Source organism: Mycobacterium sp. IDUB_1 (genome assembly GCF_055419625.1).
On the sequence record NZ_JBVAYA010000004.1, the window covers coordinates 214,636 to 240,352 of the forward strand.

Consider the following 25,717-nt stretch of genomic DNA (forward strand, 5'->3'; position numbering starts at 1 on the left):
ACCGAGCGTAAAGACCGCGGACGCCAAGCCGTGGGCGCAGCGCCGGGCGACCTGTTTGAATAGCGGTCACACCATCTTCAGGCGCCGCGCTGCGCGGCAGGTGCGCGGGACCCCGCGCGGAGACACGAGGTAGCTGACATGACGACGACCGAACCGGGCGAATCCGCAGGCACCGGCGTACCCGAGACGGGCGCTGCGACGGCGTCCCCGCCACGCCCCAGCCCGTCGAGCACCAGGCCCAAACCGGGCCCGGCACGTCCCGTTCCGCGCCCGGCGGCACCTGCAGCCGCACCGGTCGTCGCGACGGTGCCGTCGGTCGACCCGCACCGTTTCGGCCGCGTCGACCCGGACGGCACGGTGTGGCTGATCACCGCCGCCGGCGAGCGCCAGATCGGATCGTGGCAGGCGGGCGACGCCGAAGCCGCCTACACGCACTTCGGGCGCCGCTTCGACGATCTGCACACCGAGGTGGTCCTCCTCGAGCGCCGGCTGGCGTCGGGTTCGGGCGATGCCCGCAAGATCCGCACCGCCGCCGTGGCACTGGCCGAGGGCCTGCCCGAGGCTCACGTGCTCGGCGATGTCGATTCGTTGTCGGAGCGGCTGGCGGCGATCGTCACCCAGGCCGACAGCGCCTCGCAGGAGGAGAAGGCCAAGCGCGAGGAGTTCCGCGCACAGCAGACGGCGCGCAAGGAGGCCCTTGCCGTCGAGGCCGAGGAGCTGGCCGCCACGGCGACGCAGTGGAAAGCCGCGGGTGACCGGTTGCGCGCGATCCTCGACGAGTGGAAGACGATCAGCGGGGTCGACCGCAAGACCGACGACGCGCTGTGGAAGCGGTATTCCGCGGCACGCGAGACGTTCAACAGGCGCCGCGGTTCACACTTCGCCGAGTTGGACCGTGAGCGCGCCGGTGCGCGGCAGGCGAAGGAAGCGCTGTGTGTGCGCGCCGAGGAACTCAGCGGCTCCACCGACTGGGGAGCCACGTCGGCAACGTTCCGGGATCTGCTGACCGAGTGGAAGGCGGCGGGCCGGGCCTCCAAAGACGTCGACGACGCGCTGTGGCAGCGGTTCAAGGGCGCCCAGGACACGTTCTTCGCGGCCCGTAACGCCGCCACCGCAGAGCGCGACGCCGAGTTCACGGCCAACGCCGAAGCCAAAGAGGCGTTGCTGGCCGAGGCGGAGCGGATCGACCCCTCCGACCGCGACGCCGCCCGCGCGGCATTGCGCACGATCGGCGACAAATGGGACGCCATCGGCAAGGTCCCCCGGGAGCGTGCGCCCGAACTCGAGCGACGCATGCGTGCGGTGGAGAAGAAGATCCGCGACGCCCCGACCGGTGGCGTGGACCCGGAGGCGCAGGCTCGCGCCGACCAGTTCCGGGAGCGGGCCGAGCAGTTCGAACGCCAGGCCGAGAAAGCCGAAGCTGCGGGTCGCACCAAGGATGCCGAGCAGGCCCGTGCCAGCGCTCAGCAGTGGCGGCAGTGGGCCGAGGCGGCTGCCGAGGCACTCGAGAAGCGGCGCTAGCAGCTACGTCGACCTACGACGCCGACGTGTCGTCGTCGCCGAAGGTGTCGAGCAGGCTCTTGCTCTCACGTTCGGCGAGGAGGCGGCGGCGATGCTCTTCGGTGGCCAGCTGCAGTGCACTGCGCGCCGCGACCACCCGGGCCCAGTGGTAGGCCAGCAGAACCACCGAGAACCACGCGATCAGCAGCCCGATGCCCGGCCCCGGGTAGGGCGCGGCCGCGGTCTGGCGGGACCACACGGCGAGCAGTCCGAGGAACGACGCCACGGTGGAGCCGGCGAGCGCGATCCACGCGAGCGCCCAGCGGCGGGTCAGCAGCGCGAGGATCGAGAACCCCGCCCCGAAGACGATCGCCAGCCAGGCGAACACCTTGTGGGGCAACGCGATCGCGCTGGCGTGCGCGGCATCGGAGCCGGCGAGCACGTCGAGGCCGCGCGCGTCGCCGGCGTGCGGCAGTGCGAGCGTGGCCAGCAGGGCGAACACGAAGATCGCGATGGCCAGCGCGCGAGGGCCCGGGTCGATCTCCCGGGCGATGCGGCGCTCGGCCTCCTCGAGGTCCTCGCGGAGATGGTCGAAATCGTCGGGACGGCCCGAGGGCGCAGTCATCGAGCACATCCCGCGGTGACCGGTGCGGTGTGGGCCGGCGCGCCGATGCCGGGCATGCCCAGGCCGGTTCCGGTGCGGGGCCGTTGCCCGCTCTCGTGTGCGTCTCCGGCGCGGGTGCGGCGGTGCGAGATCAGGCTCGCGTCGGCGATGAGATGGTGGGGCGCGGCGCCGGTGACCGTGGTGACGACGACGTCGCCGGGACGGATGGCCCCCGCGTCGGCTCCCGGCGCGAAGTGCACGAGGCGTCCGTCGCGTGCACGGCCGGACATGCGAGCGGTGGCGGTGTCCTTGCGCCCCTCCCCCGTGGCGACGAGCAACTCGACGGTCCGGCCGATCTGGGCCGCGTTCTCCTCCAGCGAGATCCGCTCCTGCAGGTCGATCAGCCGCTGATAGCGCTGTGAGACAACGTCTTTGGCGATCTGATCGGGCAGCTCGGCGGCCGGGGTGCCGGGCCGCTTGCTGTATTGGAACGTGAAGGCTGTGGAGAAGCGTGCGGCGGCGACCACGTCGAGGGTGGCCTGGAAGTCCTCCTCGGTTTCCCCGGGGAAACCGACGATGATGTCGGTCGTGATCGCGGCGTCCGGGATCGTGGCCCGCACGCGGTCGATGATGCCGAGGTAGCGCTCCGCGCGGTAGGAGCGCCGCATCGCCCGCAGCACCCGGTCGGAACCGGACTGCAGCGGCATGTGCAGGGTGGGGCACACATTAGGGGTCTCGGCCATCGCCTCGATGACGTCGTCGGTGAATTCGGCCGGGTGCGGCGACGTGAAGCGCACTCGCTCCAAGCCGTCAATCCGCCCGCACGCGCGCAGCAGCTTGGCAAACGCCCCACGGTCCCGCGGTTGAGCCGGGTCGGCGAACGACACTCCGTAGGCATTGACGTTCTGGCCGAGCAGCGTGATCTCCAGCACGCCCTGGTCGACCAGCGACTGCACCTCGGCCAGCACATCACCGGCCCTGCGGTCGACTTCTTTGCCACGCAGCGAGGGAACGATGCAGAACGTGCACGTGTTGTTGCACCCGACGGAGATCGAAACCCAAGCGGCATAGGCAGATTCGCGTCGCGCTGGTAACGACGACGGGAATTCTCGCAAGGCTTCGGCGATCTCGACCTGGGCGGTGCGGTTGTGCCGGGCCCGGTCCAACAGTGCGGGCAGCGAGCCGATGTTGTGGGTGCCGAACACGACATCCACCCAGGGCGCCTTGCTCAGGACGGTGTCGCGGTCCTTCTGGGCCAGGCAACCGCCCACGGCGATCTGCATGTCCGGCTCGGCCTGCTTGCGCGGCGCGAGGTGGCTGAGATTTCCGTAGAGCTTGTTGTCGGCGTTCTCCCGCACCGCGCAGGTGTTGAACACCACGATGTCGGCGTCCGCACCGTCGGCGGCGCGCTGGTAGCCGGCCTCTTCGAGCAGGCCGGCGAGGCGCTCGGAGTCGTGCACGTTCATCTGGCAGCCGTAGGTGCGGACCTGGAAAGTGCGTGCCGGGCGCGCGGCTGCCGCCGCATCGCCTCCCCTGGTCACCACCGAAGTCACGGCGCCCATCCTACGGCGGCCGGCTGGGCGGCCCGTCCAGCGGCAGTTTGCGCAAGTTGCGGGGCCATCTGTGCGTTCCCTGGGTAAGGTCACCACCCATGGAGAGCCCCAGGGAGTCCCCTGACGTGCCGATGATCTCGATGAAGGCGGTCAACAAGCACTTCGGCTCCCTGCATGTCCTCCAGGACATCAACCTCGATGTCGGCAAGGGTGAGGTCATCGTGGTGATCGGCCCGTCGGGCTCTGGAAAATCGACGTTGTGCCGCACCATCAATCGACTCGAGACCATCGATTCGGGCACGATCACGATCGACGGGCAGACACTGCCCGCGGAGGGCCGCAAGCTCGCTCAGCTGCGCAGCGACGTCGGCATGGTGTTCCAGTCGTTCAACCTGTTCGCCCATAAGACGATCGTCGAGAACGTCATGCTGGCGCCGGTCAAGGTGCGCAAGAAGGGCAAGGGCGATGCGCGCGCGGCGGCGATGACGCTGCTCGAACGGGTCGGGGTGGCCAACCAGGCCGACAAATATCCCGCGCAGCTCTCGGGCGGCCAGCAGCAGCGGGTGGCGATCGCACGGTCGCTCGCGATGAGCCCGAAGGTGATGCTGTTCGACGAACCCACCAGTGCACTCGATCCGGAGATGATCAACGAGGTCCTCTCCGTGATGACCGACCTGGCGTCCGACGGTATGACGATGCTCGTGGTCACCCACGAGATGGGCTTCGCCCGCCGCGCAGCGCACCGCGTGGTGTTCATGGCCGACGGGGCGATCGTCGAGGACGCCGAACCGGCGCAGTTCTTCGACAATCCGACCTCTGATCGCGCCAAAGACTTCCTCGGCAAAATCCTGCATCACTGATTGCGAAAGGAACCCTTGACCATGAGTTTCTCCACACGCGCGGTGGCCGCTCTCGCGCTGGCTGTCGCCCTTCCGTTCGCCGCGACAGCGTGCGGCGGTGGCGGCAACAGCGGAGGCGGTGGCGGGGGTGGTGACACCATCGTCATCGGCACCAAGTTCGACCAGCCGGGCCTGGGAATGAAGAACCCGGACGGCACGATGAGCGGCTTCGACGTCGACGTCGCGACCTACGTGGCCGGTGAGCTCGGCTACGCCCCGGACAAGATCGAGTGGAAGGAATCCCCGTCGTCGCAGCGGGAGAACCTGATCCAGAACGGTCAGGTGAGCTTCATCGCCGCGACGTACTCGATCACTGACGCACGCAAGGAGAAGGTGTCGTTCGCCGGTCCGTACCTGATCACCGGCCAGAGCCTGCTGGTCCGGGCGGACAACAACGACATCACCGGCAAGGCGTCGCTGGAGAACAAGATCCTGTGCTCGGTGTCGGGTTCGACGCCGGCGCAGAAGATCAAGGACGAGTACCCGAAGGTGCAGCTGCAGCAGTTCGACACCTACTCGGCGTGCATCGAGTCGATCAAGAACGGCGCCGTGGACGCGGTCACCACCGACGAGGTCATCCTCGCCGGCTACGCCGCGCAGAGCCCGGGCACGTTCAAGATCGTCGGTGAGCCGTTCTCCGAGGAGCGTTACGGAATCGGGCTGAAGAAGGACGACACCGAACTGCAGACCAAGATCAACGACGCGCTGAAGAAGATGGAAGACAGCGGGGCGTGGAAGGCGGCGTTCGACAAGAACCTCGGGCCCGCCGGAATCACGGCACCCGCGCCGCCGCCGCTCGACAAGTAGTCTCCAGGTCCGGCTTCGCAGTGGACATCTTCACCGAGTACCGCGCCGAGATATTCACGGCGTTCTGGACGACGATTCAGCTGACGGTGTTCTCGGCGATCGGGGCGCTGGTGTTGGGCACGGTGCTGGCCGCGATGCGGCTGGCGCCGGTCCCGATGCTGAACTGGCTGGGCACCACCTATGTCAACGTCGTACGCAACACGCCGTTGACGCTGATCGTGCTGTTCTGCTCGTTCGGACTGGCACAGACGTTGGGCATCACGCTGGCCGACCGCACGTCGCCGACGTTCATCGCCGACAGCGGGTTCCGTCTGGCGGTCCTCGGATTCATCGTCTACACCGCGTCGTTCGTGTGCGAGACGGTGCGGTCGGGGGTCAACACCGTTCCGCTCGGGCAGGCCGAGGCCGCTCGCTCGCTCGGGTTCACATTCTCCCAGAACCTGCGAATCATCCTGCTGCCGCAGGCCTTTCGCGCGGTGATCGCTCCCCTAGGCTCGGTGCTGATCGCGCTGACCAAGAACACGACGATCGCCTCGGCGATCGGGGTGGCCGAGGCGGCGCTGCTGATGAAGGAGATGATCGAGAACACCGCGGCGGTGCTGGTGGTGGGATCGATCTTCGCGCTGGGCTTCGTGATCCTGACCTTGCCGCTGGGCCTGCTGTTCGGCTGGCTGGGTCGTCGACTGGCGGTGGCCCGATGAAGATCTCTCCCCGCGAGCAGACACGAACTCGCGCGACACGCCGCCAGAACACGCGAGTTCGCGTCTGCTCGCCGAGGGGTGGTGAGTCCTCATGACCGGGTCGTCGGTGCTTTTCGACGCGCCCGGGCCGCGGGCGCGGGTCCGCAACCGGTTGATATCAGCGGTCACCGTGGTCGTGGTGGCGGCGATCGCGTGGGTCGTCTACGCCCGGTTGGACGCCAAGGGGCAGCTGACCGCCGCCAAGTGGGAGCCATTCCTCACCGTTGATCTGTGGCGGACCTACATCCTGCCCGGTATCGAGGGCACCCTGACCGCCGCCGCGGTGTCGATCGCATTGGCGCTGGTGCTGGGCTTCCTGCTCGGCGTGGGCCGGTTGTCGACGAACCGCCCGATCCGCTGGTTGTCCTCGGTCATCGTCGAGTTCTTCCGCGCCGTGCCGGTGCTGATCATGATGATCTTCGCCTACTTCCTCTACGCCAACTACGACGTCTTCGCGTCGAAGTACTTGGCGCTGGCAGGCGTCATCACGGGCCTGACGCTGTACAACGGCGCCGTGATCGCCGAGATCGTCCGCGCCGGTGTGTACGCCCTGCCACGAGGGCAGGCCGAAGCCGCCTCGGCGCTCGGACTGACGTCGGGCCAGACGATGCGGTCGATCCTGCTGCCTCAGGCCGTCACCTCGATGCTGCCGGTGCTGGTGTCCCAGGTCGTGGTCGTCCTCAAAGACACCGCTCTGGGATACCAGATCACATTCGTCGAGCTGGTGCGCCAAGGCACGAACGTCGGCTCGTCCTATGGCAACTACATACCGGCACTGATCGTGATCGCGCTGCTGATGATCTGCCTGAACTTCACGCTGTCGTGGCTGGCCACCCGGCTGGAGGCGCGTCTGCGACGGTCCCGCAAGGGTCCGGCGCCGATGGAGGCGGAGCCTTTGGAATTGCAGGGTGACCGGAGTCGCGGGGTGTGACCCACACGCTCGCGGCCTGGGAGATCCTGCCCGAATCGGCACTGCGCACCCTGGTCGACACCATGGTGCGATTGATCGAAGCGTGCGGCGCGATCGTCATCATGATCGGCGCGCTGGTCGCGATCGTGAAATTCGTTGCCGCGCTGGGCCGCCGCGACATCAACCAGTTCTCGTCGGTGCGGCTGTCACTGGCTCGTTTCCTGGTGCTGGGGCTGGAGTTCCAGCTCGCCGCCGACGTGCTACGCACCGCGATCTCCCCGTCGTTCGCCGAGATCGGCAAGCTCGCCGCGATCGCCGCGATCCGGACACTGCTCAATTACTTTCTCAACCGCGAGATCGCGCAGGAACAGCGGGAGATCGAGGCGCAGAAGCAGCCGCGCCCGGCGCCCCCGCCATGAGCACCGCCCTCTCGAGCGTCGTCGCGGCGTCGTGGTGTCTGGCCATCGCCGGCATCGCGATCGGAGTGGCGTCGCTGCTCGTCTTCCGCCGGCCACTGCCCGCGCTGCGTGCGATGATCGACCTCTTCACCGCAGCCGGCCTTCTGCGTCTCAGTGTGGACATGTCGTGGACGGCGATCCTCGGCGTCGTCACGCTCATCGCGGTACGACGGGTCGTCACCCGGAGTCTGACCGCCGACCTCGGCGTGTCCGACGCGGCGGTCAGCTCGCGCTGAAAGCCATTCCGACGCTCCGAGTTTCGCGCCCGTTCGGACGGCGAGCCGCCAACCACGACCACACGCTACCGATGATCACCCAGAGCACCGCCTGGATCAGCACGGAGTACAGCCGGAAGTCGGCCAGTGTCTCGGCGGGAAAGCCGTCCGGCACCTCGTGGAAGCTCGGCAGCACGGCGGCTGCCACGCACATCACCGCGGCGTAGCCGAGCGTCGCGAGGCCGGTGAGCCGCCACCCCGGCACGCGCCGCGCGGCGGCCACCGCTGCGGCCACCGCGGCGCAGGCGAGCACCACCGACAGGATCGTCATCGTCAGTGACGCCGAGGTCCGTTCCGCGACAGTGTCGTCCAGTCCCACCCCGGGCGGGTTCGCCGGATACTTGAGCGAAGGGACGAGAGCGATCGTCACGAACATCCCGCCGGCCAGCAGCAACGCCAGCGTGGTGGGGTCCGGCGCGACACCGCGGGCGGCGAGGGCGTTGGCCACCACCGTGTGGGCAACGGCGAAGAGGACGCCCATGACGACACCGAAGCCGATGACGCCGACGGCCGCGCCGACGTTCTCCTGGACCGACCGGGTGAACAGCTCCGCAGCGTGTGCATGCCCGCCGCCGGCGGCGTGCTCGAGAGCCGCCTCGGCGTCCACTGCGGCGTCGATCAGCGGTGCGACCATCACCCGGCTGACGAGGAACGTCACCGCACCGGCCACCGCACCCGGCAGCAGGTAGCGCAGGACCGCATACGACGATGCCGTCAGTGGCACGGAAACCCCAGGAGATGGCGTGCGTCGTGCAGGAACTCGTGGATGTGGGTGTCGGACCCGAAGACCGACACCGCACCCTGGTCGTATCCCAGGAAGTAGTAGCCGATCAGCGCCAGCAGCGTGATGGCGCTCAGCCGGGCGGCAGTGGCGAGCCGACGGGCGTCGACATCGAGCCGGGGTACGGCCAGGGCAGGGTTCGCGTGGTTCATCGCCGTTCTCTCTTCAGTGGTCGTGGGCGACAGCGTGATTGCCGTCGTCGGTGTGCACGGGGGCGGTCAGCAGTTCGTGGCGGTCGACGAGCTTCTCCAGGGTGGCCACCCAGTGGTCGTAGTACTCCCACTGTCCGCGTTCGGATTCCGGCGTGCCCTCCCACTCCCCGATCGTCGCGATCAGGGTCTCCTGGAATTCACTCCACGGGTAGTGCCGGAACTCCGACAGGGCGAGCGCCAGACCGAACGCGCGGCGCTGCCAGTCATGGTCGAACTGCGGCGCCGCCTGATCGGTGGTGCAGGTGTCATGCAGCTTCATCGGGCCGACCCCGCCAGCGCCACGCCGATCATGGACTCTGTGGTGACCAGGTCCATCAGCATCTCGTCGGTAAAATCTTGGGTGCCGGAGGGCCTTTCGGGGATCACGAACCACCGCGAATGCCCGCTGGAATCCCAGACCTTGATCTCGGTCTCTGCCGGCAGGTCGACGCCCACCTCGGCCAGTACTGCACGCGGTTCGCGGGCGGCGCGGGCCCGAAACGTCGGATCCTTGTACCAGTAGGGCGGCAGACCCAGCACTGGCCACGGAAAGCACGAGCACAGGGTGCAGATCACCAGATTGTGGACGCCAGCTGTGTTGGCCACCGCCTGCAGATGTTCACCCTCCGCTCCCGCCATGCCGTCGGGCAGATCGAGCTCCGCGATCGCGGCGGGGGTGTCGGTGACCACCTTCTCGGCGAACACCGGGTCGGTCCAAGCTTTCACCACGATCTTCTTGCCGTTGAGCGGGGTCATCTCGGTCTCGAAGTAGGCGAGGACCTTGTCGACCGTCTGCGGGGTGATGACGCCCTTTTCGATCAGCAGCGCTTCCAGTGCGGCAGCCTTCTTGGCGCTGGCCTCTTCCCGGTCGGGCGGGTAGGCGAATTGATCGGTCATGACTCCTCCATCGGTTCCAGATAGGCCTCGAACAGTTCGGCATACAACGACAGCGGACCCGATTCAGCTCGGGCGCCCCAGATCTCGGCGGGATCGAAGGCGACGATGTAGATCGGCATCGGATCACCGATGCCGTCGCCGGTCTGGCAGAAGTAGGCGTAGTCGCCTTCGAAGATGCGTTCCACGGTTCCGACCCGGCCGCGCAGGTATCCCGGAAGTCGGCTGTGCGCATCGGAGCGCGGATTGGCGATCCGCACCGTGTCGCCCACGGCGAATGCCGGGTGCGCGCTGTCACGCCGCGGCGTGTCACCGGACCGCAGGTAGGCGATCACCTGCTCGTCGATCTCCGGGCTCTCGGCCGCCGGTGCGGTCGACGAGGTCTCGGCGATGCGCGCCGCGAGTTCCTCTTCGGTCACGTACCCCTTGTCGACGAAGAACGCGGTGATGCCACCGAGCCACTTCTCGTAGTAGCGGAACTTGAAGTAGTCGAAGGGATTCATTCCCTCGGCCCCGGTCCGCAGGTCCGCCCAGGTCCATTCGTCGGCGAAAGTGGTCGGCACCGCGTCGATGGGATAGCCCGGCACAGCGGAGCCCAGGTGGTTCGACAGTCCCATCATCGCGACGTGGATGCCGAAGATGCGCTTCTCCCACTCCTCGACGAACACGCGTTTCTCGAGCGCCAATGGCGACGGCAAACCTTCCAGTCCACCGAGATAGTGCTGCAGCTTCATCAGGCCGGGTTTCCTTTCGTGGCAGGGGTTCCATCAGGTGCGGTGGCCGACTTCGTGGTCATCGCGGTCGCCAGGTATTCCGACAGAAGGCCGAACGACGCTCCGAGCACGCAGGCGACAGCCGCGACGAGGCCGGGGTGGGAGATCGTGGTGACGGTGACGTCGTTCCCTGTGCCCGCGACGGTCGACACGGTCGAGGCGAAACCGACCACGACGGCCGGCGTGGTGGACAACAACCCGACCCACGACGCCTGGACCATCAGCGCGCTGCCCACGCCGACGGCCACCGCGACCGCGAGCAGGCTGCCGCCGAGCAGGTACGCGGCGAACAAGCTGGCCGAGGCGATGACGACGCCGGTGAGGTTCGACGCGACCGAGCGCACCCATCCGGTGGGGCCTCCGCCGACGAAGAAGAACGATGCCCACGCCAGGAACACCACCCAGATGGGCACGGTGATGACCTCGGCGGTCAGCGCGACCGCGACTCCGCCGAGGACACCGATGCTCAGCGTCAAGGCCGTTCGAGAATCCATGAGCTCACCTTCGCCACAGATGACCGCGTGCCGGGTGGAACGCGTACCGTCAAAAAGAGCCTCACGGCAACAGGTTTCGCGTGCGTAAATCGCGTGTGTCACCAGCCGTCCGGAGCGGACACGATCCCCGCAGTTCCGGACTCGACACCACCGCCGACGCCGCGGATCACCCGCGTCGGCGTGCGCGTCACCGCAGGCCGCGACGATCGGCAATGCCGCTGTAACAGCTGCGCGTTAGCGTCATTCCTTTCTGCAGTCCTGAGCGAACGCGGCGGCACGACGACCACAATCAGCGCGCAGGGGGCGACGAAGGGGCACAGCCGGTGGCCGAGGACAGCAGGGCAGCGCGGTCAGCGCGACTGACCCAGGCACGCACCATGCACACCCGACGGTCCAAGGCACCCAAGACGATCGTGTTCGCCCTGTACGACAAGGTGACGTTGCAGGACGTCGCGGCCCCGTTGGAGATCTTCGCGCGCGCCAACGACTTCGGAGCCGACTACGAGGTCATCCTCGCCTCCCCGACGGGCGCTGCGGTGGAGACCACATCGTTTGTTGCACTCAAGGTGCACCGAGCGCTGAGCGAGGTGCCCGCGCGGTTCGACACGTTGATCGTGCCGGGCGGGGTGCCGCCGGATTTCACCTTCACGCCTGGCGAGCACGACATCCCCGAGGAACGAACGCCCGATGACGTACCTGCCGCGCTGGACATGGTCGATGTCCTGGCGCCCCGGGCGCGTCGTGTCGCGTCGGTCTGCACCGGCGCCTTCGTGCTGGCCGCGCTCGGATTGCTCGACGGCCGCCGCGCGACCACTCATTGGGCGCACTGCCGCCACCTCGCGAGGGTGTACCCGGAGGTCGAGGTCGTCCCCGATTCCCTGTTCGTCCAGGACGGGCGTTTCATCACCGGGGCCGGCATCAGCGCCGGCATCGATCTCGCACTCGCCTTGGTGGAAAGCGACTACGGCCCGGACGTGGCCCGGCGGGTGGCGCGATGGATGGTGGTCTTCCTGCAGCGTCCCGGCGGTCAGGCTCAGTTCAGCGTGTGGACCGAGTCCGCTCCTGCCGTGTCCAGCGGGCTGCGCACCATTCTCGACGCGATCATCACCGACCCGGCCGACGACCATTCGATCGCGGCGCTGGCCGATCGCGCCGCGGTCAGCGAACGGCATCTGGTGCGCATGTTCCGCGTCCACGTCGGCATGACACCGGCGCGCTTTGTCGAGCAGGCTCGTCTGGAGGCGGCCAAAGTCCTGTTGGCCACCGGCGACCACGGCCAAGAGGCAGTGGCGCGCCGAGCCGGATTCGGTTCCGCCGACACCATGCGGCGGACTTTTCGCCGGGCTCTCGGGGTCACGCCGAGCATGTACCGCAGCCGATTTCGCACCACGGGTATTCAGCAGCCGCTGTAGCGCGAGCCGCTAGACCCGTCGACGCTCGCGTTCGTTGGCCAATTCCGTGGTGACGACCTCGAGTGCCATCGTCTGGCTGTAGCCGCGCCGTGCCAGCATTCCGACCAGGCGACGTGCCACCTTGTTCTCGGCATCCCGGTCCCCCGGATCGCCGAGCTTCTCCCGACGCAGCCGGTCGCGGACCAACTGCTCGGCGCGGGTCCGTTCAGCATCCGCGTCGATGCCGGACAGCGCCGCGCTGATCACCTCGTTGTCGACGCCCTTGTTACGGAGCTCGGCAGCCAACGCGCGCTTGCCTTTTCCCGCATGCATCCGCCGTGACCGCACCCACTGTTCGGCGAAGTCCTCGTCGTCGATCAGGCCGACCTGGGTGAGCCGATCGAGCACCGCAGCACCGACGTCCTCGGGATAGCCGCGCTTGGCCAGCTGCGTCTCCAACTCGGCACGGGTACGTGCCCGTGTGGTGAGCAGGCGCAGGCACAGGGCCCGCGCCTGCTCGGCACGATCAGAAGTCGACGGGAGCGGGGAGGACATCGTCATCCGTCATGACGGCGCCGATACCGAGCTTCTCCTTGATCTTCTTCTCGATCTCGTTGGCGGTGTCGGCGTTTTCGAGCAGGAAGTTGCGGGCGTTCTCCTTGCCCTGCCCCAGCTGCTCCCCCTCGTAGGTGAACCAGGAGCCGGACTTGCGGATGAAGCCGTGTTCGACGCCCATGTCGATGAGCGACCCTTCCTTGCTGATGCCCTTGCCGTAGAGGATGTCGAACTCGGCCTGCTTGAACGGCGGCGAGACCTTGTTCTTCACGACCTTGACCCGGGTGCGGTTGCCCACCGCATCGGTGCCGTCTTTGAGAGTCTCGATCCGGCGGACGTCCAGGCGCACCGAGGCGTAGAACTTCAGTGCCTTACCGCCCGTGGTGGTCTCGGGCGAGCCGAACATCACGCCGATCTTCTCGCGGAGCTGGTTGATGAAGATCGCGGTGGTGCCCGAGTTGTTCAGCGCACCGGTCATCTTGCGCAGGGCCTGGCTCATCAGGCGGGCCTGCAGACCGACGTGGCTGTCCCCCATCTCACCCTCGATCTCGGCGCGCGGCACCAGGGCGGCCACCGAGTCGATGACGATGAGGTCGATGGCGCCGGACCGCACCAGCATGTCGGCGATCTCCAGCGCCTGCTCACCGGTGTCGGGCTGGCTGACCAGTAGGGCGTCGGTGTCCACGCCGAGCTTCTTGGCGTAGTCCGGGTCCAGTGCGTGCTCGGCGTCGATGAACGCGGCGATGCCGCCGGCGGCCTGCGCATTCGCGACGGCGTGCAGGGCCACCGTGGTCTTACCGGAGGACTCCGGGCCGTAGATCTCGACGACGCGGCCACGGGGCAGTCCACCGATGCCGAGCGCGACATCCAGGGCGATGGAGCCTGTCGGGATGACCGAGATCGGCTGGCGGACCTCGTCGCCCAGCCGCATCACCGAGCCCTTGCCGAAGTTCTTGTCGATCTGCGCGAGCGCGAGTTCGAGGGCCTTTTCGCGATCAGGTGCCTGCGGAGCCATGGTGATACCTCTTCTGAGTAGTCGTTGTTGACCGGTTCTCGGTCGGTTGGCCGTGACGCTAGGCGAGACCACCGACAAGTGTGTTCCGATGACTGCGGTCGAACTACACCCACAGTAGACGAACACCTGTTCGATTCAAGCGGACACGCCGACGTACTAGCGTTTCCGCCCATGACCACCCCACAGGACGTGCGCATCCCGGCCGGTGCCGAGCAGCTCGCCGCCTATCTCTACACCCCGGACCCCACGCAGGACCCCACCGCATGCATCGTGATGGCCCATGGCCTGTCGGGCACCCGGGACGACGCCCTGCCCGGCTACGCCGAGGCGTTCTGCGCCGCCGGTCACACCGTGGTGCTGTTCGACTACCGGCACTTCGGCGCCTCCACCGGCGAGCCGCGGCAACTGATCGACATCGGCGGCCAGCAGCAGGACTACCGCACCGTCATCGCCTGGGCGCGCAGTCTCCCCGGCGTCGACCCCGACCGCATCGTGGCCTGGGGGTCGTCCTACAGCGGAGGCCACGTCCTCGCGGTCGCCGCCGACGACCCCCGACTGGCCGCCGTCATCTCCCAGGCCCCGTTCACCGATGCAGTGGCCTCGATGCTCGCCGTGCCCACCCGAATCGTCCCCGCGGTCATGCTGGCCGCGGTCCGCGACCAACTACGCGCCTGGCGCAACGCACAGCCGGTGATGCTGCCCGCGGTCGGCGATCCCGGCGAGGTCGCCGCGATGACGTCACCGGACGCCAAACCGGGCCTGGAAGCGATCCAGGGCCCGAATTCGTTGTGGCGCAATGAATTGGCAGCACGCCTGATGCTGCGGTTCCCGTTCTACCGGCCCCGCTCCGCGACCGCCCGGCTGGCCATGCCGCTGCTGATCTGCGTCTGCGACGACGACAAGGTCACCCCGCCCGGCCCGACCGTGAAGGCCGCTGGGCGCGCCCCCCGAGGGGAACTACGGCACTATCCGTACGGCCATTTCGACATCTATCACGACCCCCAGGTCAAGGCCGACCAGGTCGCGTTCCTGCAGAGAGTGTTCGCCAGCGCCCAGGTGTAGCCCCGGTGTAGTAGGGGGTGGCTCACCACTGCTCGCGCGGCACGTCGAAATCCGCGCACAGCGCCCGCCACACGTCGCGGGGTTCGACACCGTCCTCGATGGCCTGGGCGGCGGTCCGCCCACCCAGCGTCATCAGTACGTGGTCCACCAGCATCGACGACGCCCGCACCGCCCCGAACTGCCGCTCGACCAGCTCTCGGAATTCCGTCAGCCGCACACGGCCAACCTACGCGGAGGCCCGCAGTGCGTCGTGACAGACTCCGATCGGGTCGGCGACCGCACCGGCGGTGGCGCCGGCGCGTCGCGCGGCGTCACGGTAACGGGGCGAGCCCAGTACCGTCGCGGTGGCCGCGCCCAGGGTTCCGGCGTTCGGCGGTCGGACCAGTTCTGCACTACCTTGGCGCACAAGGCGATTGGCGATTTCCCACTGGTCGCCACCGCCGGGCACCACAACCATCGGCACACCGGCGAGCAGCGCCTTGGACACGATGCCGTGCCCGGCCCCGCACACCAGCAGATCCGCCCGGGACAGCAGCTCGTCCTGACGACCAAGTCCCACCACGGCCCATGGCGGCACCTCGCCGTCGGGCCCCTGCAGCTGTGACACGGCAACACGTGCGCCCTTGGGCAACACCTGCCCCGGAATCAGTGTCTGCAGCGCCAGATCGGCGAGCGCGACCGCCCCGGTGCTCGCCGTCGACGGCGCCACCATCACCACGGGTCCGTCCCCGGGTGGCAGGTCCAGCACCGCCGTGGTCGGCTCGTAGTGCAGGGGGCCGACGACGACGGCCTCGGCGGGCCAGTCGGGGCGCGGCACCTCCAGCGCGGGCAGCGTGGCGATCAGGCGGCGCAGAGGGCCCGGGTCGGCGGCGGGCAGTCCGATCTCGACGCGCACAGCGGCGCGCTGGCGCAGGCCGGCCCGCCAGGATCGTGCACTCAGCGCCCGCAGCATCGCATCCCGCGCCCGGCCCCGCAGCCCCACACCCGGGGCCAGCCCACTGCCCAGCGGCGGCAGGCCTGTCGACGGCCGGTACAAGGGGTGGGTGTTCAGCTCGATCCACGGCACCCCGATCAGGTCGGCGACCAGGCCCCCGCACGTGGTGATCGAATCCGACACCACCACATCGGGATTCAGCGCGTCGATGCGGTCGGTGTTGAGCACCGCCATCCGCGCCGCGCGCTCGTGGATCTTCGCGCCCGCGTCGGAGTCGTCGTCACCGGCCATGACCCGAAGCCCGTCGAGTTCGACGGCGTCGATCCCCTCCCCCCGCGCCGTGTCCAGCCACCGGGTGCCGGTCAGCAGCGTCGGCTCGTCGCCGGCGGCGAGGAAACGCTGACACAGGGCGATGGCGGGGAACGCGTGGCCGGGGTCCGGTCCGGCAACCACCGCGACACGCATGCGGGCTACCCTGCCACAGCACCTGCCGTTAGGGTCGATCGGTATGACCGACGACGCCCGCCCCACCCTGTTGCCGATCACCGACAACGCCGCGCTGGTGCAGAAGTTCCTGGTAGCCCTACAGGACGAGGACTTCGACACCGTCGAATCGCTGGCCGCCCCGGATCTGGTATGGCAGAACGTGGGGCTGCCGTCCATCCGGGGGCGCGCGCGCATCATGGGCTTGTTGCGGCGCGGCGAAGGCAAGGTGGGCTTCGCGGTGGCCTTTCACCGCGTGGCCGCAGAGGGCGGCACCGTCCTGACCGAACGAACCGACGCGATCATCCTGGGCCCGCTACGGCTGCAGTTCTGGGTGTGCGGGGCATTCGAGATCCGCGACGGACAGATCACGCTGTGGCGGGACTACTTCGACATCGTCGACGTCATGGTGAAGGCGCCGCTCAAAGCCCTCGCCGGACTGGTCATCCCGGCGCTACGACCCCGCTTCTAGGCTTTCACGCCCGCAGCCGGCCCAGCTCGTCGAACGCCTGCGCCCATCCGGTCAGCCGATCGGTGGCCGAGGTGAGCTCGTCGCGGTAGCGCCTTTGCACCATCGGCGAGCTCGACATCGAACCCGAGTTGGCGGCCGAGACCAATTGCGCTGCCGCCGAGACCATGTCGCTGTACTGGCGGGCGCCGCGGTCGAGCTGTGCGGAGAACGCCGCGATCGTGGGCGCAAGGTGCGGACGCGCCTGCGGGGCCGAGCTGACCGTGCGCTCCATCGACACCACCTCGGCGGCCGTCGCGGACATCGTGGCCGCCGTTCGCTCGGCGGCGGCGCGCAACTCGCGCAGCTCTGCCTCGGGCAGCAGACGACCGCGTTCCATCACCCCGAGCAGGGACACGAGCCCACGTTCGGACGACGTCAGCGCCGCCATCGGGGCCCGGGCGGCCGAACCCCACGGCGGCAACCGTCGCGAAGCCCCGCTGCGGGCCGGGGGCAACGGCTCAGCGCGCAGCCAGCGGTACCGCAGGAACGCCAGGGTGGCCAGGAACGCGGCGCCGACGGCAATCGGCGAGGGGATGAACAGCGCCCACACCGGGGTGTTCCACGAGGCGAGCAACGCGGTCACACCCACCCAGAACACCGACGACAGCGCGAAGAACACGCCGAGGCGCAGCGCCCAGCGCCGTTTCCGCAGCAGCTTGGCGCGCGGGTCCGCGGCAGCGTTCAGCTTGTCGGCGAGCGTGCCCGACCACTCCGCGGCGGTGTCGATGCCGCGCTGGGCCAGCGAACGCCAGGCGTCGGGTCGTCGGGTCCGAGTGCTCACCACATGCTCCCGTGAATGTTATTGCGACAGCGGATTTTCCGGTGTCGGGTTGGCGGCCGGGGTGGCCGGGGTCTGGGTGGGGGTCGCAGGGGCCTGGGCGGAACCGGCGGGCAGCTGCTCACCGCGCATGGACGCCCGGATCTGCTCGAGCCGCGAATGGCCCGCCATCTGAACGCTGGCCTGCTGGACCTCCATCATGCGGCCCTGCACCGAGTTCTGGGCCAGCTCCGCCGCCCCCATCGCGTTGGCGTAGCGGCGTTCGATCTTGTCGCGCACCTCGTCCAGGCTCGGGGTGGACCCGGGGGCGGCGATCTCGCTCATCGACCGAAGTGACGCGCTGACCTGCTCCTGCATCTTTGCCTGCTCGAGCTGGCTGAGCAGCTTCGTGCGCTCGGCGATCTTCTGCTGCAGCACCATCGCGTTCTGCTCGACGGCCTTCTTGGCCTGCCCCGCCGCCTGCAGCGCCTGATCGTGCAGACCCTTGAGGTCCTCGACGCTCTGCTCAGCGGTCACCAGCTGTGCCGCGAACGCCTCGGCCGCGTTGTTGTACTCGGTGGCCTTGGCGGCGTCCCCGGAGGCAACGGCCTGATCGGCGAGCGTGAGGGCCTGGCGCACGTTGACCTGGAGCTTCTCGATGTCGGCGAGCTGGCGGTTGAGCCGCATCTCCAGCTGGCGCTGGTTGCCGATCACCTGGGCCGCCTGCTGGGTCAGCGCCTGGTGCTGACGCTGCGCCTCCTCGATGGCCTGCTGGATCTGCACCTTGGGGTCGGCGTACTCGTCGACCTTGGAGCTGAACAGCGCCATCAGGTACTTCCACGCCTTGCTGAACGGGTTGGCCATGAGAACGTTTCCGCCTTCTCGAAGTCTCGGGTCAGTGGAACAGGGTCACCGACGCGGGTCGCCTGTCATCGCAGGTACCCAACTTATCGGTTCTGCACATCTCGCCACACCCCTGTGGGGATCAGGCGACCGCCATCGACACGACCTGCGGGATGACGACCTTGGTGCTGGCGTCGATACGCGACGTGTTCACCTCGGTGCGAGCCTCTTCGAGCGCCATGTCGTCGCCGGCTTCGGACAACACCCGCGACAGCGGGACGTCGAGAGCTCCGCAGATGGCGCTGAGCAGTTCGCTGGAGGCCTCCTTGCGGCCGCGTTCCACCTCGGAGAGGTAGCCCAGGCTGACCCGTGCGGTGTCGGAGACTTCACGCAGGGTCCGACCCTGCTCGACCCGCACGCGCCGCAACACGTCGCCGATCACTTCGCGCAGCAGTGTCGTCATCGCGCTCTCCTCACCTCAGCAGTCGGCCGCAATACCCGCAACACCATGGTGGCGTGCTATTCGACCCAACGCACGACGGACCCCGGATGGTTCCCGGGACTCCTGCTGATCGGTTCTCGGCATCATTGGTTCTCGATGAGGATGCGCAGCCGGCGCAGGGCGGCGTGCACCGCGGCGAGGCGGATCTGCCAGCGTGTGCCGCCGAGGTGCAGGGCGAGCACCTGGGTGTCGACGGGTCCGGCGAGCCCGACGAACACGGTGCCGACCGGATGGCCGCCGTGCGGTTGGGGGCCCGCGACCCCGGTCAGCCCCACCCCCCAGGTGGCGCCGCAGCGCTGCTTGGCGCCGACTGCCATCGCCCGCGCGGTGGGCTCGGCCACCGGCCCGACGTCGGCGAGGAGTTCGGGGGCGACGCCGGCGAGCGCGATCTTGGTCTCGACGGTGTAGGTGATGAGCCCGCCTCGCAGCACCGCGCTCGCACCGGGCACTCCGGCGAGCGTCGCCGCGACCAGACCGGCGGTCAGCGACTCCGCGGTCGCCACGGTCTGGCCGCGCACGGTCAGATCGGCGACCAGCGCGCGAGCGTCCTCGCTGTCGAGGGGGTCGCTCTCGAAAGGATCACTGTCGAGCGGGTCGGCCACGAGAGTCCCTCACCGCCGAGATGAAATAGTCGGCCCCGGTCAGGATGGTGAGCACCACGGCGGCGAGCATGACGATCCACGCACCGGTGGCCCATGCGCCGGTCAGCGGCAGGACGAACAGCCCGATCGCGACGGCCTGCACCAACGTCTTCAACTTGCCGCCGCGACTGGCCGGGATCACCCCGTGCCGCAGCACCACCAGGCGCAGCAGCGTCACTCCGAGCTCACGGGCCAGGATCACCACGGTCACCCACCACGGCAGGTCGCCGAGCATCGAGAGCCCGATCAATGCTGCGCCGATGAGGGCTTTGTCGGCCAGCGGGTCGATCAGCGTGCCGAACTCGGTCACCATGCCGTAGCTGCGAGCCAGGGCCCCGTCGAGCCGGTCGGTGATGACGGCCACGGTGAACACGGTGAATGCCATTGTCCGCCAGAATGTTTCGTGACCGTCCCCGACGAACAGAAAGGCCAGGAACACCGGGACCAGGATCAGTCGCACACCGGTCAGCGCGTTGGCCAGATTCGCCACCCGAGCGCGCGGGACCACCGGATCGGTCTGTGGTTGGCCCGGCACCGACACAGAATACTGGTTGCCCGAACCGATACCCTTCCCCGTGTGAGCTCAGATCCTGGTGAGGTGGTCGTCCGTCGGGCCAGGACGTCCGACGTGCCTGCCATCAAGGCTCTCGTCGACGTCTACGCGGGCCGCATCCTGCTCGAGAAGAACCTGGTGACCCTGTACGAGTCGGTGCAGGAGTTCTGGGTGGCCGAAGCCGAGGGTGAGGTGATCGGGTGCGGTGCGCTGCACGTGCTGTGGTCCGATCTGGGTGAGGTGCGCACGGTGGCGGTGCATCCGAAGGTGCGGGGCCGCGGCGTGGGGCACGCGATCGTCGATCAGTTGCTGGCCGTTGCCACGGAGTTGCGGCTGCAGCGGATCTTCGTGCTGACCTTCGAGACCGAGTTCTTCGGCAGGCACGGATTCCGCGAGATCGAGGGCACGCCGGTGACCGCGGAGGTCTACGAAGAGATGTGCCGGTCCTACGACACAGGTGTGGCTGAGTTCCTGGACCTCAGCTACGTCAAGCCCAACATTCTCGGCAACACCCGCATGCTGCTGACGCTCTGACCCCCTTCGCGCCCAAACCGACGTTTGGGCGCGAAAGTGCGAGACAAGCGCGCCTTTTCGTCGATCTCGCCGCGGCCGGACTCAGTCCGCGTCCCCGCCGACGGCGTCACTGCCCCCACGGATCAGGGCCAGTGTGCCCGCCAGTTCGTCGGGCTTGACCAGCACCTCGCGCGCCTTGGATCCTTCGGAGGGCCCGACGATCCCGCGCGTTTCCATCAGGTCCATGAGCCGGCCCGCCTTGGCGAAGCCGACTCGCAGTTTGCGCTGCAGCATCGAGGTGGAGCCGAACTGCGACGACACCACGAGTTCGACCGCCTGCAGGAACACGTCCATGTCGTCGCCGATGTCGGGGTCGACGTCCTTGCGCTCGCCGGCCTTCACCGCGGTGACACCCTCGATGAACTCCGGCTCGGCCTGATCCTTGGTGGCGTTGACGACGCCCGAGATCTCCTCGTCGGTGATGAACGCGCCCTGCAGTCGGATCGGCTTGTTGGAGCCCATCGGCAGGAAGAGCCCGTCGCCCATACCGATCAGCTTCTCGGCGCCGGGCTGGTCCAGGATGACGCGACTGTCGGTCAGCGACGACGTGGCGAACGCGAGCCGCGACGGCACGTTGGTCTTGATCAGACCGGTGACGACGTCGACGGACGGCCGCTGGGTGGCCAGAACGAGATGGATGCCGGCAGCGCGGGCCTTCTGGGTGATCCGCACGATCGCGTCCTCGACGTCGCGGGGCGCGGTCATCATCAGATCGGCGAGCTCGTCGACGATCGCGAGGATGTAGGGGTAGGGCTTGTATTCGCGATTGCTACCGAGCGGGGCGGTGATCTCCCCGGAGCGGACCTTGTCGTTGAACACGTCGATGTGACGCACCCGGGAGGCCTGCATGTCCTGGTAGCGCTGTTCCATCTCCTCGACCAGCCAGGCCAGCGCGGCGGCAGCCTTCTTGGGTTCGGTGATGATCGGCGTGATCAGGTGCGGGATGCCCTCGTACGGCGTCAGTTCCACCATCTTCGGGTCGATCAGGATCATCCTGACCTCGTCGGGGGTGGCCCGCGCGAGCAGCGACACCAGCATGGAGTTGACGAAGCTCGACTTGCCGGACCCGGTGGAGCCCGCGACCAGCAGGTGCGGCATCTTGGCCAGGTTGGCCGAGATCATCTCGCCCTCGATGTCCTTGCCGAGGCCGATCACCAGCGGGTGGTGATCCGAGCGCACCACCGGATCGGTGAGCACGTCAGCCAGGCGCACCATTTCACGGTCGGTGTTGGGCACCTCGATGCCGACGGCAGACTTGCCGGGGATCGGCGCGAGCATGCGCACACTCTCGGTGGCCACGGCGTAGGCGATGTTGCGGTGCAGCGCGGTGATCTTCTCGACCTTCACGCCCGGCCCGAGTTCGACCTCGTAGCGGGTCACCGTCGGGCCGCGCGTGCAACCGGTCACCGCGGCGTCGACCTTGAACTGCTCCAGCACCGAGGTGATCGCATCGGTCATGTGCTGGTTCGCCGCGGTCAGCCGCTTGGGCGGGTCGCCGGCGATGAGCAGGTCCAGCGAGGGCAGCGCATAGGGCCCGTCGACCACGCGGTCCAGGCTCAGCGCGGGCTCTGCGCGCTGCTTCTTGCGGGTCTTCGCCGGAGGCGGCGGGTCGGCCACGTCCTCGTCGAGCGGGTAATTGTCCATCGGGGTGCCCGCGGGCCTGGTCAGCGGCACGGTCGGCTGGGTCGACGACGACGACGGAGACGTCGGCCAGGCCTCCTCGTCGACGGACACGTCGGCGTCGTAGTAGCCGTCGGAGAAGTCGTCGGCCACGCCGGCCCGTCGGGATTCAGCGACGTCGTCGATCTCGTCGGAGTCGTCGTACCACTCCTCGTCCTCGTCGAAGTCGTCGTCCTCGCCGCGCCACCGCGTGGAGAACATGTGATGCAGCGTCGCGGGCACTTCGCGGATGGTGGTCCCGGTGACCAGGAGAACACCGAAGAGCGCGCCGATCACGAGCAGAGGCGCGGCGATCCAGGCCGTCAGGCCGTCGGCCAGTGGGCCGCCGATCGCGAAGCCGATGAAGCCGGCCGCGTGCTGGCGCGCCGCCGGGTCCTGCGGCGCACCCGACCACAGGTGCAGCAGGCCGAGTGCGGGCAGCGCGATCATCGCCGAGCCGAGGATGAAGCGGGGGCGCGACTCGGGGTCGGGCTCCGAGCGCATCAGCGTGACACCGAGGACCGCCAGCGCCAGGGGCACCAGCACGACGGCGTCGCCGACGAGAACCCGCAGGAAGGTGTCGATCCACTCGCCGACCGGACGGGCCGCGTCGAACCAGGAGCTGGCAGCGACCACGACCGCGAGCGCGAGCAGGCCGAGCGCGATGCCGTCGCGGCGGTGACCGGGGTCGAGGTCTCGGGCGCGACCGACCGAGCGGGCGGTGCCGCCCGCCCCTTTGGCGAGCATCAGCCATCCGGCGCGTACACCCCGGCCCACGGCGGTTCCGGCAGCGGACACCGGCGACGGGCCTCGGCGTGCCGGCTTGCGCTTGGGTGGTGCCGGGCGCGATGACCGCGCAGAGCCCCGAGAACTGGGCTTCGACCTGGTCGAACGGGCGCCAGCGCGGGACGCGGTCTTACTCGCCATGACTCTCAGCCTAGTCGCACAAGCCCCAGTTACACCATCTGCCACACAGGTCACAGGTTGGTATCGGGTCGCCCTATGGAGCCCACGAAATCCGTAGCCCTCATTCATTCCCGTGAGCTGCAGTCACACAAACGTAACGCCTGTCACCCCATCTCGCGGCGACGGAATCCGCAACCGTCGGTACCGTGGATTCGGTGACCTCGACAAGCGCCACGCAATCCGACGTTAAAGCTCTGTTACACACCGTCTTTCGCTACGACATCCCGGCGTCGCTCGTGGTGTTCCTGGTGGCGTTGCCGCTGTCGATCGGCATCGCGGTGGCCTCGGGCGCACCCGTGGTCGCCGGTCTGATCGCCGCGATCGTCGGGGGCATCGTCTGCGCGGTGGCCGGCGGCTCCGCGTTGCAGGTCAGCGGTCCGGCCGCCGGTCTGACCGTCGTGGTGGCCGAGCTCGTGGCGACGTTCGGGTGGAAGGCCACCTGCGCGATCACCGCAGCCGCCGGGGTCTTGCAGATCCTGTTCGGCCTGAGCCGCATCGCGCGCGCCGCGCTCGCCATCGCACCGATAGTCGTGCACGCGATGCTGGCCGGCATCGGTATCACGATCGCACTGCAGCAGGTGCACGTCCTGCTCGGCGGGGGTCCGCGCCCGAACGCCTGGCAGAACCTGAGCGAGCTGCCCGCCCAACTGGGTTCCCCCGACGTCGCCTCCTTGACCATCGGCCTCATCGTCATCGCACTCATGCTGGGGTGGAAATACCTGCCCAAGGCCGCCCGCACCGTTCCCGGGGCGCTGGTCGCCGTGGTGACCGCCACCGTCGTGTCCTATCTCTGGTTCCCCTCGGTGGACCGCATCCGGCTCGACGGCTCCGTGATCGATGCGATCGCGCTGCCGGCCCTACCGACAGGCAGCTGGACTTCGGTCACCGTCGCGGTGCTCACCGTCGCGCTGATCGCCAGCGTGGAGAGCTTGCTCTCCGCCTCCGCGGTGGACAAGATGCACACCGGCCCGGGCACAGACTTCAACCGTGAGCTGGTCGGACAGGGCACCGCGAACGTCTCGTCGGGCCTTCTCGGCGGTCTGCCTGTCACCGGGGTCATCGTGCGCAGCACCGCCAACGTCAGCGCGGGTGCCAAGACCCGTGCGTCGGCTGCCCTGCACGGCGTCTGGCTGCTGTTGTTCTCGGTCTTCTTCGTCAACGTCGTCGAGATGATTCCGCTGGCCGCGCTGGCCGGGCTGCTCATCGTCATCGGTATCCAACTGGTCAAGCTCGCCCACATCGACCTCGCACGGCGCACCGGGGAACTCCTGATCTACCTCGTCACACTGACGTCGGTGGTGTTCCTCAACCTGCTCGAGGGCGTCGCGATCGGCCTCGCGTTGGCCATCGGCTTCGCCGCCTGGCGCATCATTCGCGTCACCATCGACGCGGTCCCGCTCGACACTCTCGACGGGGAGCGTCCGCGCTGGCAGGTCGCGATCAGCGGCTCCTGCAGCTTCCTGGCGCTCCCCCGGCTGTCGGCCGCGCTGAACAGTGTGCCGCCGGCGGCCGATGTGCACGTCGATCTCAATGTCGATTACATCGACCATGCCGCGGTGGAGACCCTGCGCGAGTGGATTCGCCAGCAGCGCACCAGCGGCGCCGACGTGCAGATCACCGAAACCGGCACCGCCCGCATGGATCTGACGACCACAGAGCCGCCGCGCCGACGCACCGAGGGGCGTCGGACCGTTCCCGCCCTCCGATCGATCTGGCCGCCACAATTGGCCGGCGGCATCCACAGGTTCCGGCACGGCATCGCTCCGCTGATCCGCGGGCAGCTCGCCAGCGAACACCGACCCCATTCGATGCTGTTGAGCTGTTCAGATGCCCGGATCCTGCCGAACCTCATCGTCGATGGCGGCCCGGGCGAAGTGCTCAACGTACGCAACATCGGCAATCTCGTGCCCGTCAGCCACGGCAGTCTGTCCGTCGAGTCTGCCCTGGAGTACGCGGTCGGTTCACTCAAGGTCAGCTCCATTGCCGTGTGCGGACATTCGGGCTGTGAGGCCATGCACGACCTGCTGACCGGCGACAGCGTCGGGTCGATCCGCCAGTGGCTCACGGAGGCCGATGCCAGTCTGGCGGCGCTGTACGAGGGTCACCCGGTGGCCGCGGCGGCCCGAGCCGCGGGATTCGAGGAGGCCGACGCACTCAGCGCGGTCAACGTCGCCGTCCAACTGGAACGTCTACGCAGCCATCCCGTCGCCGGACCGGTCATCGCCGACGGCACCGTCACGGTGATCGGCCTGTTCCTCGATCTCTCGACGGCCCGCCTGTTCTCGGTGTCGGCCGAGGCGTTCACAGAGTTGGGGTCGATGGACACCACGGCGGAGCCCGCGACCGCCGAGCCGGCATGACCCGACGACACCGTCGGCGCCAGACAGTACGGT

30 protein-coding genes are annotated in these 25,717 nt (G+C 68.4%); 12 read left to right on the forward strand and 18 right to left on the reverse strand.

All coding sequences use genetic code 11. The features are described from left to right. Positions 1–138 precede the first annotated feature (138 nt). Positions 139–1,521 (forward strand): DUF349 domain-containing protein, encoded by a 1,383-nt coding sequence (locus ACZYYX_RS21935; protein ID WP_463816735.1) that lies wholly within the window; start codon positions 139–141, stop codon positions 1,519–1,521. Positions 1,522–1,534: 13 nt separating this feature from the next. Here the strand turns inward: ACZYYX_RS21935 and ACZYYX_RS21940 are convergent, their stop codons facing one another. Both ACZYYX_RS21940 and miaB read right to left on the reverse strand, forming a co-directional pair. Then, the gene (locus ACZYYX_RS21940; protein WP_463816736.1) at positions 1,535–2,134 is read right to left on the reverse strand and encodes an Rv2732c family membrane protein; all 600 of its coding nucleotides are present in this window, start codon (positions 2,132–2,134) and stop codon (positions 1,535–1,537) included. Beyond that, positions 2,122–3,666 carry a tRNA (N6-isopentenyl adenosine(37)-C2)-methylthiotransferase MiaB gene (gene miaB, locus ACZYYX_RS21945; RefSeq protein ID WP_463816737.1) on the reverse strand — a complete coding sequence of 515 codons (1,545 nt, stop codon included), beginning with the start codon at positions 3,664–3,666 and terminating at the stop codon, positions 2,122–2,124. Before miaB ends, ACZYYX_RS21940 begins: the two co-directional genes overlap by 13 nt. Positions 3,667–3,788: 122 nt before the next feature. Here miaB and ACZYYX_RS21950 point away from each other — a divergent pair, with 122 nt between their 5' ends. The 6 genes from ACZYYX_RS21950 (at position 3,789) to ACZYYX_RS21975 (ending at position 7,707) form a co-directional block, all read left to right on the forward strand. Then, the gene (locus ACZYYX_RS21950; RefSeq protein ID WP_463817178.1) at positions 3,789–4,517 is read left to right on the forward strand and encodes an amino acid ABC transporter ATP-binding protein; all 729 of its coding nucleotides are present in this window, start codon (positions 3,789–3,791) and stop codon (positions 4,515–4,517) included. A gap of 21 nt (positions 4,518–4,538) precedes the next feature. Then, positions 4,539–5,363, forward strand: a complete 825-nt coding sequence (locus ACZYYX_RS21955; protein WP_463816738.1) for a glutamate ABC transporter substrate-binding protein — start codon at positions 4,539–4,541, stop codon at positions 5,361–5,363. A 20-nt stretch (positions 5,364–5,383) separates the two neighbouring features. Further along, positions 5,384–6,064: an amino acid ABC transporter permease gene (locus ACZYYX_RS21960; RefSeq protein ID WP_463816739.1), complete on the forward strand. Its 681-nt coding sequence runs from the start codon at positions 5,384–5,386 to the stop codon at positions 6,062–6,064. Positions 6,065–6,155: 91 nt separating this feature from the next. Beyond that, on the forward strand, positions 6,156–7,034 hold the full coding sequence (locus ACZYYX_RS21965) for an amino acid ABC transporter permease (protein WP_463816740.1): 879 nt from the start codon (positions 6,156–6,158) through the stop codon (positions 7,032–7,034). Continuing rightward, positions 7,031–7,432, forward strand: a complete 402-nt coding sequence (locus ACZYYX_RS21970) for a DUF1622 domain-containing protein (RefSeq protein ID WP_111511110.1) — start codon at positions 7,031–7,033, stop codon at positions 7,430–7,432. Before ACZYYX_RS21965 ends, ACZYYX_RS21970 begins: the two co-directional genes overlap by 4 nt. Next, positions 7,429–7,707 carry a hypothetical protein gene (locus tag ACZYYX_RS21975; RefSeq protein ID WP_463816741.1) on the forward strand — a complete coding sequence of 93 codons (279 nt, stop codon included), beginning with the start codon at positions 7,429–7,431 and terminating at the stop codon, positions 7,705–7,707. Before ACZYYX_RS21970 ends, ACZYYX_RS21975 begins: the two co-directional genes overlap by 4 nt. Here the strand turns inward: ACZYYX_RS21975 and ACZYYX_RS21980 are convergent. From ACZYYX_RS21980 to ACZYYX_RS22005, 6 genes are read right to left on the reverse strand one after another with little or no spacing between them, the layout of a single operon-like run. Next, on the reverse strand, positions 7,694–8,470 hold the full coding sequence (locus ACZYYX_RS21980; protein WP_463816742.1) for a CbtA family protein: 777 nt from the start codon (positions 8,468–8,470) through the stop codon (positions 7,694–7,696). The genes ACZYYX_RS21975 and ACZYYX_RS21980 overlap by 14 nt on opposite strands. Then, positions 8,461–8,679 carry a CbtB domain-containing protein gene (locus ACZYYX_RS21985; RefSeq protein ID WP_463816743.1) on the reverse strand — a complete coding sequence of 73 codons (219 nt, stop codon included), beginning with the start codon at positions 8,677–8,679 and terminating at the stop codon, positions 8,461–8,463. The genes ACZYYX_RS21980 and ACZYYX_RS21985 overlap by 10 nt, the downstream gene beginning before the upstream one ends. 13 nt (positions 8,680–8,692) lie before the next feature. Continuing rightward, a complete protein-coding gene (locus ACZYYX_RS21990) occupies positions 8,693–8,998 on the reverse strand; it encodes a nitrile hydratase accessory protein (protein WP_463816745.1) in 306 nt (101 codons plus the stop codon). Continuing rightward, positions 8,995–9,615 carry a nitrile hydratase subunit alpha gene (nthA, locus tag ACZYYX_RS21995; RefSeq protein WP_463816746.1) on the reverse strand — a complete coding sequence of 207 codons (621 nt, stop codon included), beginning with the start codon at positions 9,613–9,615 and terminating at the stop codon, positions 8,995–8,997. Before nthA ends, ACZYYX_RS21990 begins: the two co-directional genes overlap by 4 nt. Then, positions 9,612–10,346 (reverse strand): nitrile hydratase subunit beta, encoded by a 735-nt coding sequence (gene nthB, locus ACZYYX_RS22000; protein WP_463816747.1) that lies wholly within the window; start codon positions 10,344–10,346, stop codon positions 9,612–9,614. The genes nthA and nthB overlap by 4 nt, the downstream gene beginning before the upstream one ends. Then, complete coding sequence (locus ACZYYX_RS22005; protein ID WP_463816748.1) at positions 10,346–10,879, reverse strand: DUF1097 domain-containing protein; 534 nt, start codon at positions 10,877–10,879, stop codon at positions 10,346–10,348. Before ACZYYX_RS22005 ends, nthB begins: the two co-directional genes overlap by 1 nt. Before the next feature lie 377 nt (positions 10,880–11,256). On the opposite strand from ACZYYX_RS22005, the gene ACZYYX_RS22010 reads away from it, so the two are divergent. Beyond that, the gene (locus ACZYYX_RS22010; protein WP_463816749.1) at positions 11,257–12,291 is read left to right on the forward strand and encodes a GlxA family transcriptional regulator; all 1,035 of its coding nucleotides are present in this window, start codon (positions 11,257–11,259) and stop codon (positions 12,289–12,291) included. 9 nt (positions 12,292–12,300) lie between these two features. On the opposite strand, the gene recX is transcribed toward ACZYYX_RS22010, so the two are convergent. Together recX and recA are read right to left on the reverse strand one after the other, a co-directional pair. Further along, a complete protein-coding gene (gene recX, locus ACZYYX_RS22015; RefSeq protein WP_463816750.1) occupies positions 12,301–12,831 on the reverse strand; it encodes a recombination regulator RecX in 531 nt (176 codons plus the stop codon). After that, positions 12,797–13,840 (reverse strand): recombinase RecA, encoded by a 1,044-nt coding sequence (gene recA, locus ACZYYX_RS22020; RefSeq protein ID WP_463816751.1) that lies wholly within the window; start codon positions 13,838–13,840, stop codon positions 12,797–12,799. Before recA ends, recX begins: the two co-directional genes overlap by 35 nt. A 171-nt stretch (positions 13,841–14,011) precedes the next feature. Here recA and ACZYYX_RS22025 point away from each other — a divergent pair, with 171 nt between their 5' ends. After that, the gene (locus ACZYYX_RS22025; protein ID WP_463816752.1) at positions 14,012–14,902 is read left to right on the forward strand and encodes an alpha/beta hydrolase; all 891 of its coding nucleotides are present in this window, start codon (positions 14,012–14,014) and stop codon (positions 14,900–14,902) included. 22 nt (positions 14,903–14,924) lie between these two features. On the opposite strand, the gene ACZYYX_RS22030 is transcribed toward ACZYYX_RS22025, so the two are convergent. Continuing rightward, positions 14,925–15,119 carry a DUF3046 domain-containing protein gene (locus tag ACZYYX_RS22030; protein WP_335331611.1) on the reverse strand — a complete coding sequence of 65 codons (195 nt, stop codon included), beginning with the start codon at positions 15,117–15,119 and terminating at the stop codon, positions 14,925–14,927. Positions 15,120–15,128: 9 nt separating this feature from the next. Next, the gene (locus ACZYYX_RS22035; RefSeq protein WP_463816753.1) at positions 15,129–16,301 is read right to left on the reverse strand and encodes a glycosyltransferase; all 1,173 of its coding nucleotides are present in this window, start codon (positions 16,299–16,301) and stop codon (positions 15,129–15,131) included. Between the two features lie 43 nt (positions 16,302–16,344). Here ACZYYX_RS22035 and ACZYYX_RS22040 point away from each other — a divergent pair, with 43 nt between their 5' ends. Then, entirely contained in the window at positions 16,345–16,791 is a 447-nt protein-coding gene (locus ACZYYX_RS22040) for a limonene-1,2-epoxide hydrolase family protein (protein ID WP_463816754.1), read from the forward strand. A gap of 4 nt (positions 16,792–16,795) precedes the next feature. Here ACZYYX_RS22040 and pspM read toward each other — a convergent pair whose 3' ends face one another. The 5 genes from pspM to pgsA all read right to left on the reverse strand — a co-directional run bounded on the left by pspM (position 16,796) and on the right by pgsA (position 20,108). Then, positions 16,796–17,611, reverse strand: a complete 816-nt coding sequence (pspM, locus tag ACZYYX_RS22045) for a phage shock envelope stress response protein PspM (RefSeq protein ID WP_463816755.1) — start codon at positions 17,609–17,611, stop codon at positions 16,796–16,798. 18 nt (positions 17,612–17,629) lie between these two features. Then, positions 17,630–18,451 (reverse strand): phage shock protein PspA, encoded by an 822-nt coding sequence (gene pspA / locus ACZYYX_RS22050; protein WP_463816756.1) that lies wholly within the window; start codon positions 18,449–18,451, stop codon positions 17,630–17,632. A 121-nt stretch (positions 18,452–18,572) separates the two neighbouring features. Next, entirely contained in the window at positions 18,573–18,893 is a 321-nt protein-coding gene (clgR, locus tag ACZYYX_RS22055) for a transcriptional regulator ClgR (protein ID WP_463816757.1), read from the reverse strand. 122 nt (positions 18,894–19,015) lie between these two features. Beyond that, complete coding sequence (locus ACZYYX_RS22060) at positions 19,016–19,534, reverse strand: CinA family protein (RefSeq protein WP_463816758.1); 519 nt, start codon at positions 19,532–19,534, stop codon at positions 19,016–19,018. Then, complete coding sequence (gene pgsA, locus ACZYYX_RS22065; RefSeq protein WP_463816759.1) at positions 19,512–20,108, reverse strand: CDP-diacylglycerol--glycerol-3-phosphate 3-phosphatidyltransferase; 597 nt, start codon at positions 20,106–20,108, stop codon at positions 19,512–19,514. The genes ACZYYX_RS22060 and pgsA overlap by 23 nt, the downstream gene beginning before the upstream one ends. A gap of 42 nt (positions 20,109–20,150) precedes the next feature. On the opposite strand from pgsA, the gene ACZYYX_RS22070 reads away from it, so the two are divergent. Then, positions 20,151–20,660: an amino-acid N-acetyltransferase gene (locus ACZYYX_RS22070; protein WP_463816760.1), complete on the forward strand. Its 510-nt coding sequence runs from the start codon at positions 20,151–20,153 to the stop codon at positions 20,658–20,660. Between the two features lie 81 nt (positions 20,661–20,741). Here the strand turns inward: ACZYYX_RS22070 and ACZYYX_RS22075 are convergent, their stop codons facing one another. Next, positions 20,742–23,393, reverse strand: a complete 2,652-nt coding sequence (locus ACZYYX_RS22075) for an FtsK/SpoIIIE family DNA translocase (protein WP_463816761.1) — start codon at positions 23,391–23,393, stop codon at positions 20,742–20,744. A gap of 86 nt (positions 23,394–23,479) precedes the next feature. Between ACZYYX_RS22075 and ACZYYX_RS22080 the strand changes: the two genes are divergently transcribed. Then, positions 23,480–25,684 carry a SulP family inorganic anion transporter gene (locus tag ACZYYX_RS22080; RefSeq protein ID WP_463816762.1) on the forward strand — a complete coding sequence of 735 codons (2,205 nt, stop codon included), beginning with the start codon at positions 23,480–23,482 and terminating at the stop codon, positions 25,682–25,684. Positions 25,685–25,717: the final 33 nt, after the last annotated feature.

Coding starts and splice junctions, on each gene's coding strand:
- ACZYYX_RS21935 (WP_463816735.1), top strand. CDS start 139: ATGACGACGACCGAACCGGGCGAATCCGCAGGCACCGGCGTACCCGAG.
- ACZYYX_RS21940 (WP_463816736.1), bottom strand. CDS start 2,134: ATGTGCTCGATGACTGCGCCCTCGGGCCGTCCCGACGATTTCGACCAT.
- miaB (WP_463816737.1), bottom strand. CDS start 3,666: ATGGGCGCCGTGACTTCGGTGGTGACCAGGGGAGGCGATGCGGCGGCA.
- ACZYYX_RS21950 (WP_463817178.1), top strand. CDS start 3,789: ATGATCTCGATGAAGGCGGTCAACAAGCACTTCGGCTCCCTGCATGTC.
- ACZYYX_RS21955 (WP_463816738.1), top strand. CDS start 4,539: ATGAGTTTCTCCACACGCGCGGTGGCCGCTCTCGCGCTGGCTGTCGCC.
- ACZYYX_RS21965 (WP_463816740.1), top strand. CDS start 6,156: ATGACCGGGTCGTCGGTGCTTTTCGACGCGCCCGGGCCGCGGGCGCGG.
- ACZYYX_RS21975 (WP_463816741.1), top strand. CDS start 7,429: ATGAGCACCGCCCTCTCGAGCGTCGTCGCGGCGTCGTGGTGTCTGGCC.
- ACZYYX_RS21985 (WP_463816743.1), bottom strand. CDS start 8,679: ATGAACCACGCGAACCCTGCCCTGGCCGTACCCCGGCTCGATGTCGAC.
- ACZYYX_RS21990 (WP_463816745.1), bottom strand. CDS start 8,998: ATGAAGCTGCATGACACCTGCACCACCGATCAGGCGGCGCCGCAGTTC.
- nthA (WP_463816746.1), bottom strand. CDS start 9,615: ATGACCGATCAATTCGCCTACCCGCCCGACCGGGAAGAGGCCAGCGCC.
- nthB (WP_463816747.1), bottom strand. CDS start 10,346: ATGAAGCTGCAGCACTATCTCGGTGGACTGGAAGGTTTGCCGTCGCCA.
- ACZYYX_RS22005 (WP_463816748.1), bottom strand. CDS start 10,879: ATGGATTCTCGAACGGCCTTGACGCTGAGCATCGGTGTCCTCGGCGGA.
- ACZYYX_RS22010 (WP_463816749.1), top strand. CDS start 11,257: ATGCACACCCGACGGTCCAAGGCACCCAAGACGATCGTGTTCGCCCTG.
- recX (WP_463816750.1), bottom strand. CDS start 12,831: ATGACGATGTCCTCCCCGCTCCCGTCGACTTCTGATCGTGCCGAGCAG.
- recA (WP_463816751.1), bottom strand. CDS start 13,840: ATGGCTCCGCAGGCACCTGATCGCGAAAAGGCCCTCGAACTCGCGCTC.
- ACZYYX_RS22025 (WP_463816752.1), top strand. CDS start 14,012: ATGACCACCCCACAGGACGTGCGCATCCCGGCCGGTGCCGAGCAGCTC.
- ACZYYX_RS22035 (WP_463816753.1), bottom strand. CDS start 16,301: ATGCGTGTCGCGGTGGTTGCCGGACCGGACCCCGGCCACGCGTTCCCC.
- ACZYYX_RS22040 (WP_463816754.1), top strand. CDS start 16,345: ATGACCGACGACGCCCGCCCCACCCTGTTGCCGATCACCGACAACGCC.
- pspA (WP_463816756.1), bottom strand. CDS start 18,451: ATGGCCAACCCGTTCAGCAAGGCGTGGAAGTACCTGATGGCGCTGTTC.
- clgR (WP_463816757.1), bottom strand. CDS start 18,893: ATGACGACACTGCTGCGCGAAGTGATCGGCGACGTGTTGCGGCGCGTG.
- ACZYYX_RS22075 (WP_463816761.1), bottom strand. CDS start 23,393: ATGAATGAGGGCTACGGATTTCGTGGGCTCCATAGGGCGACCCGATAC.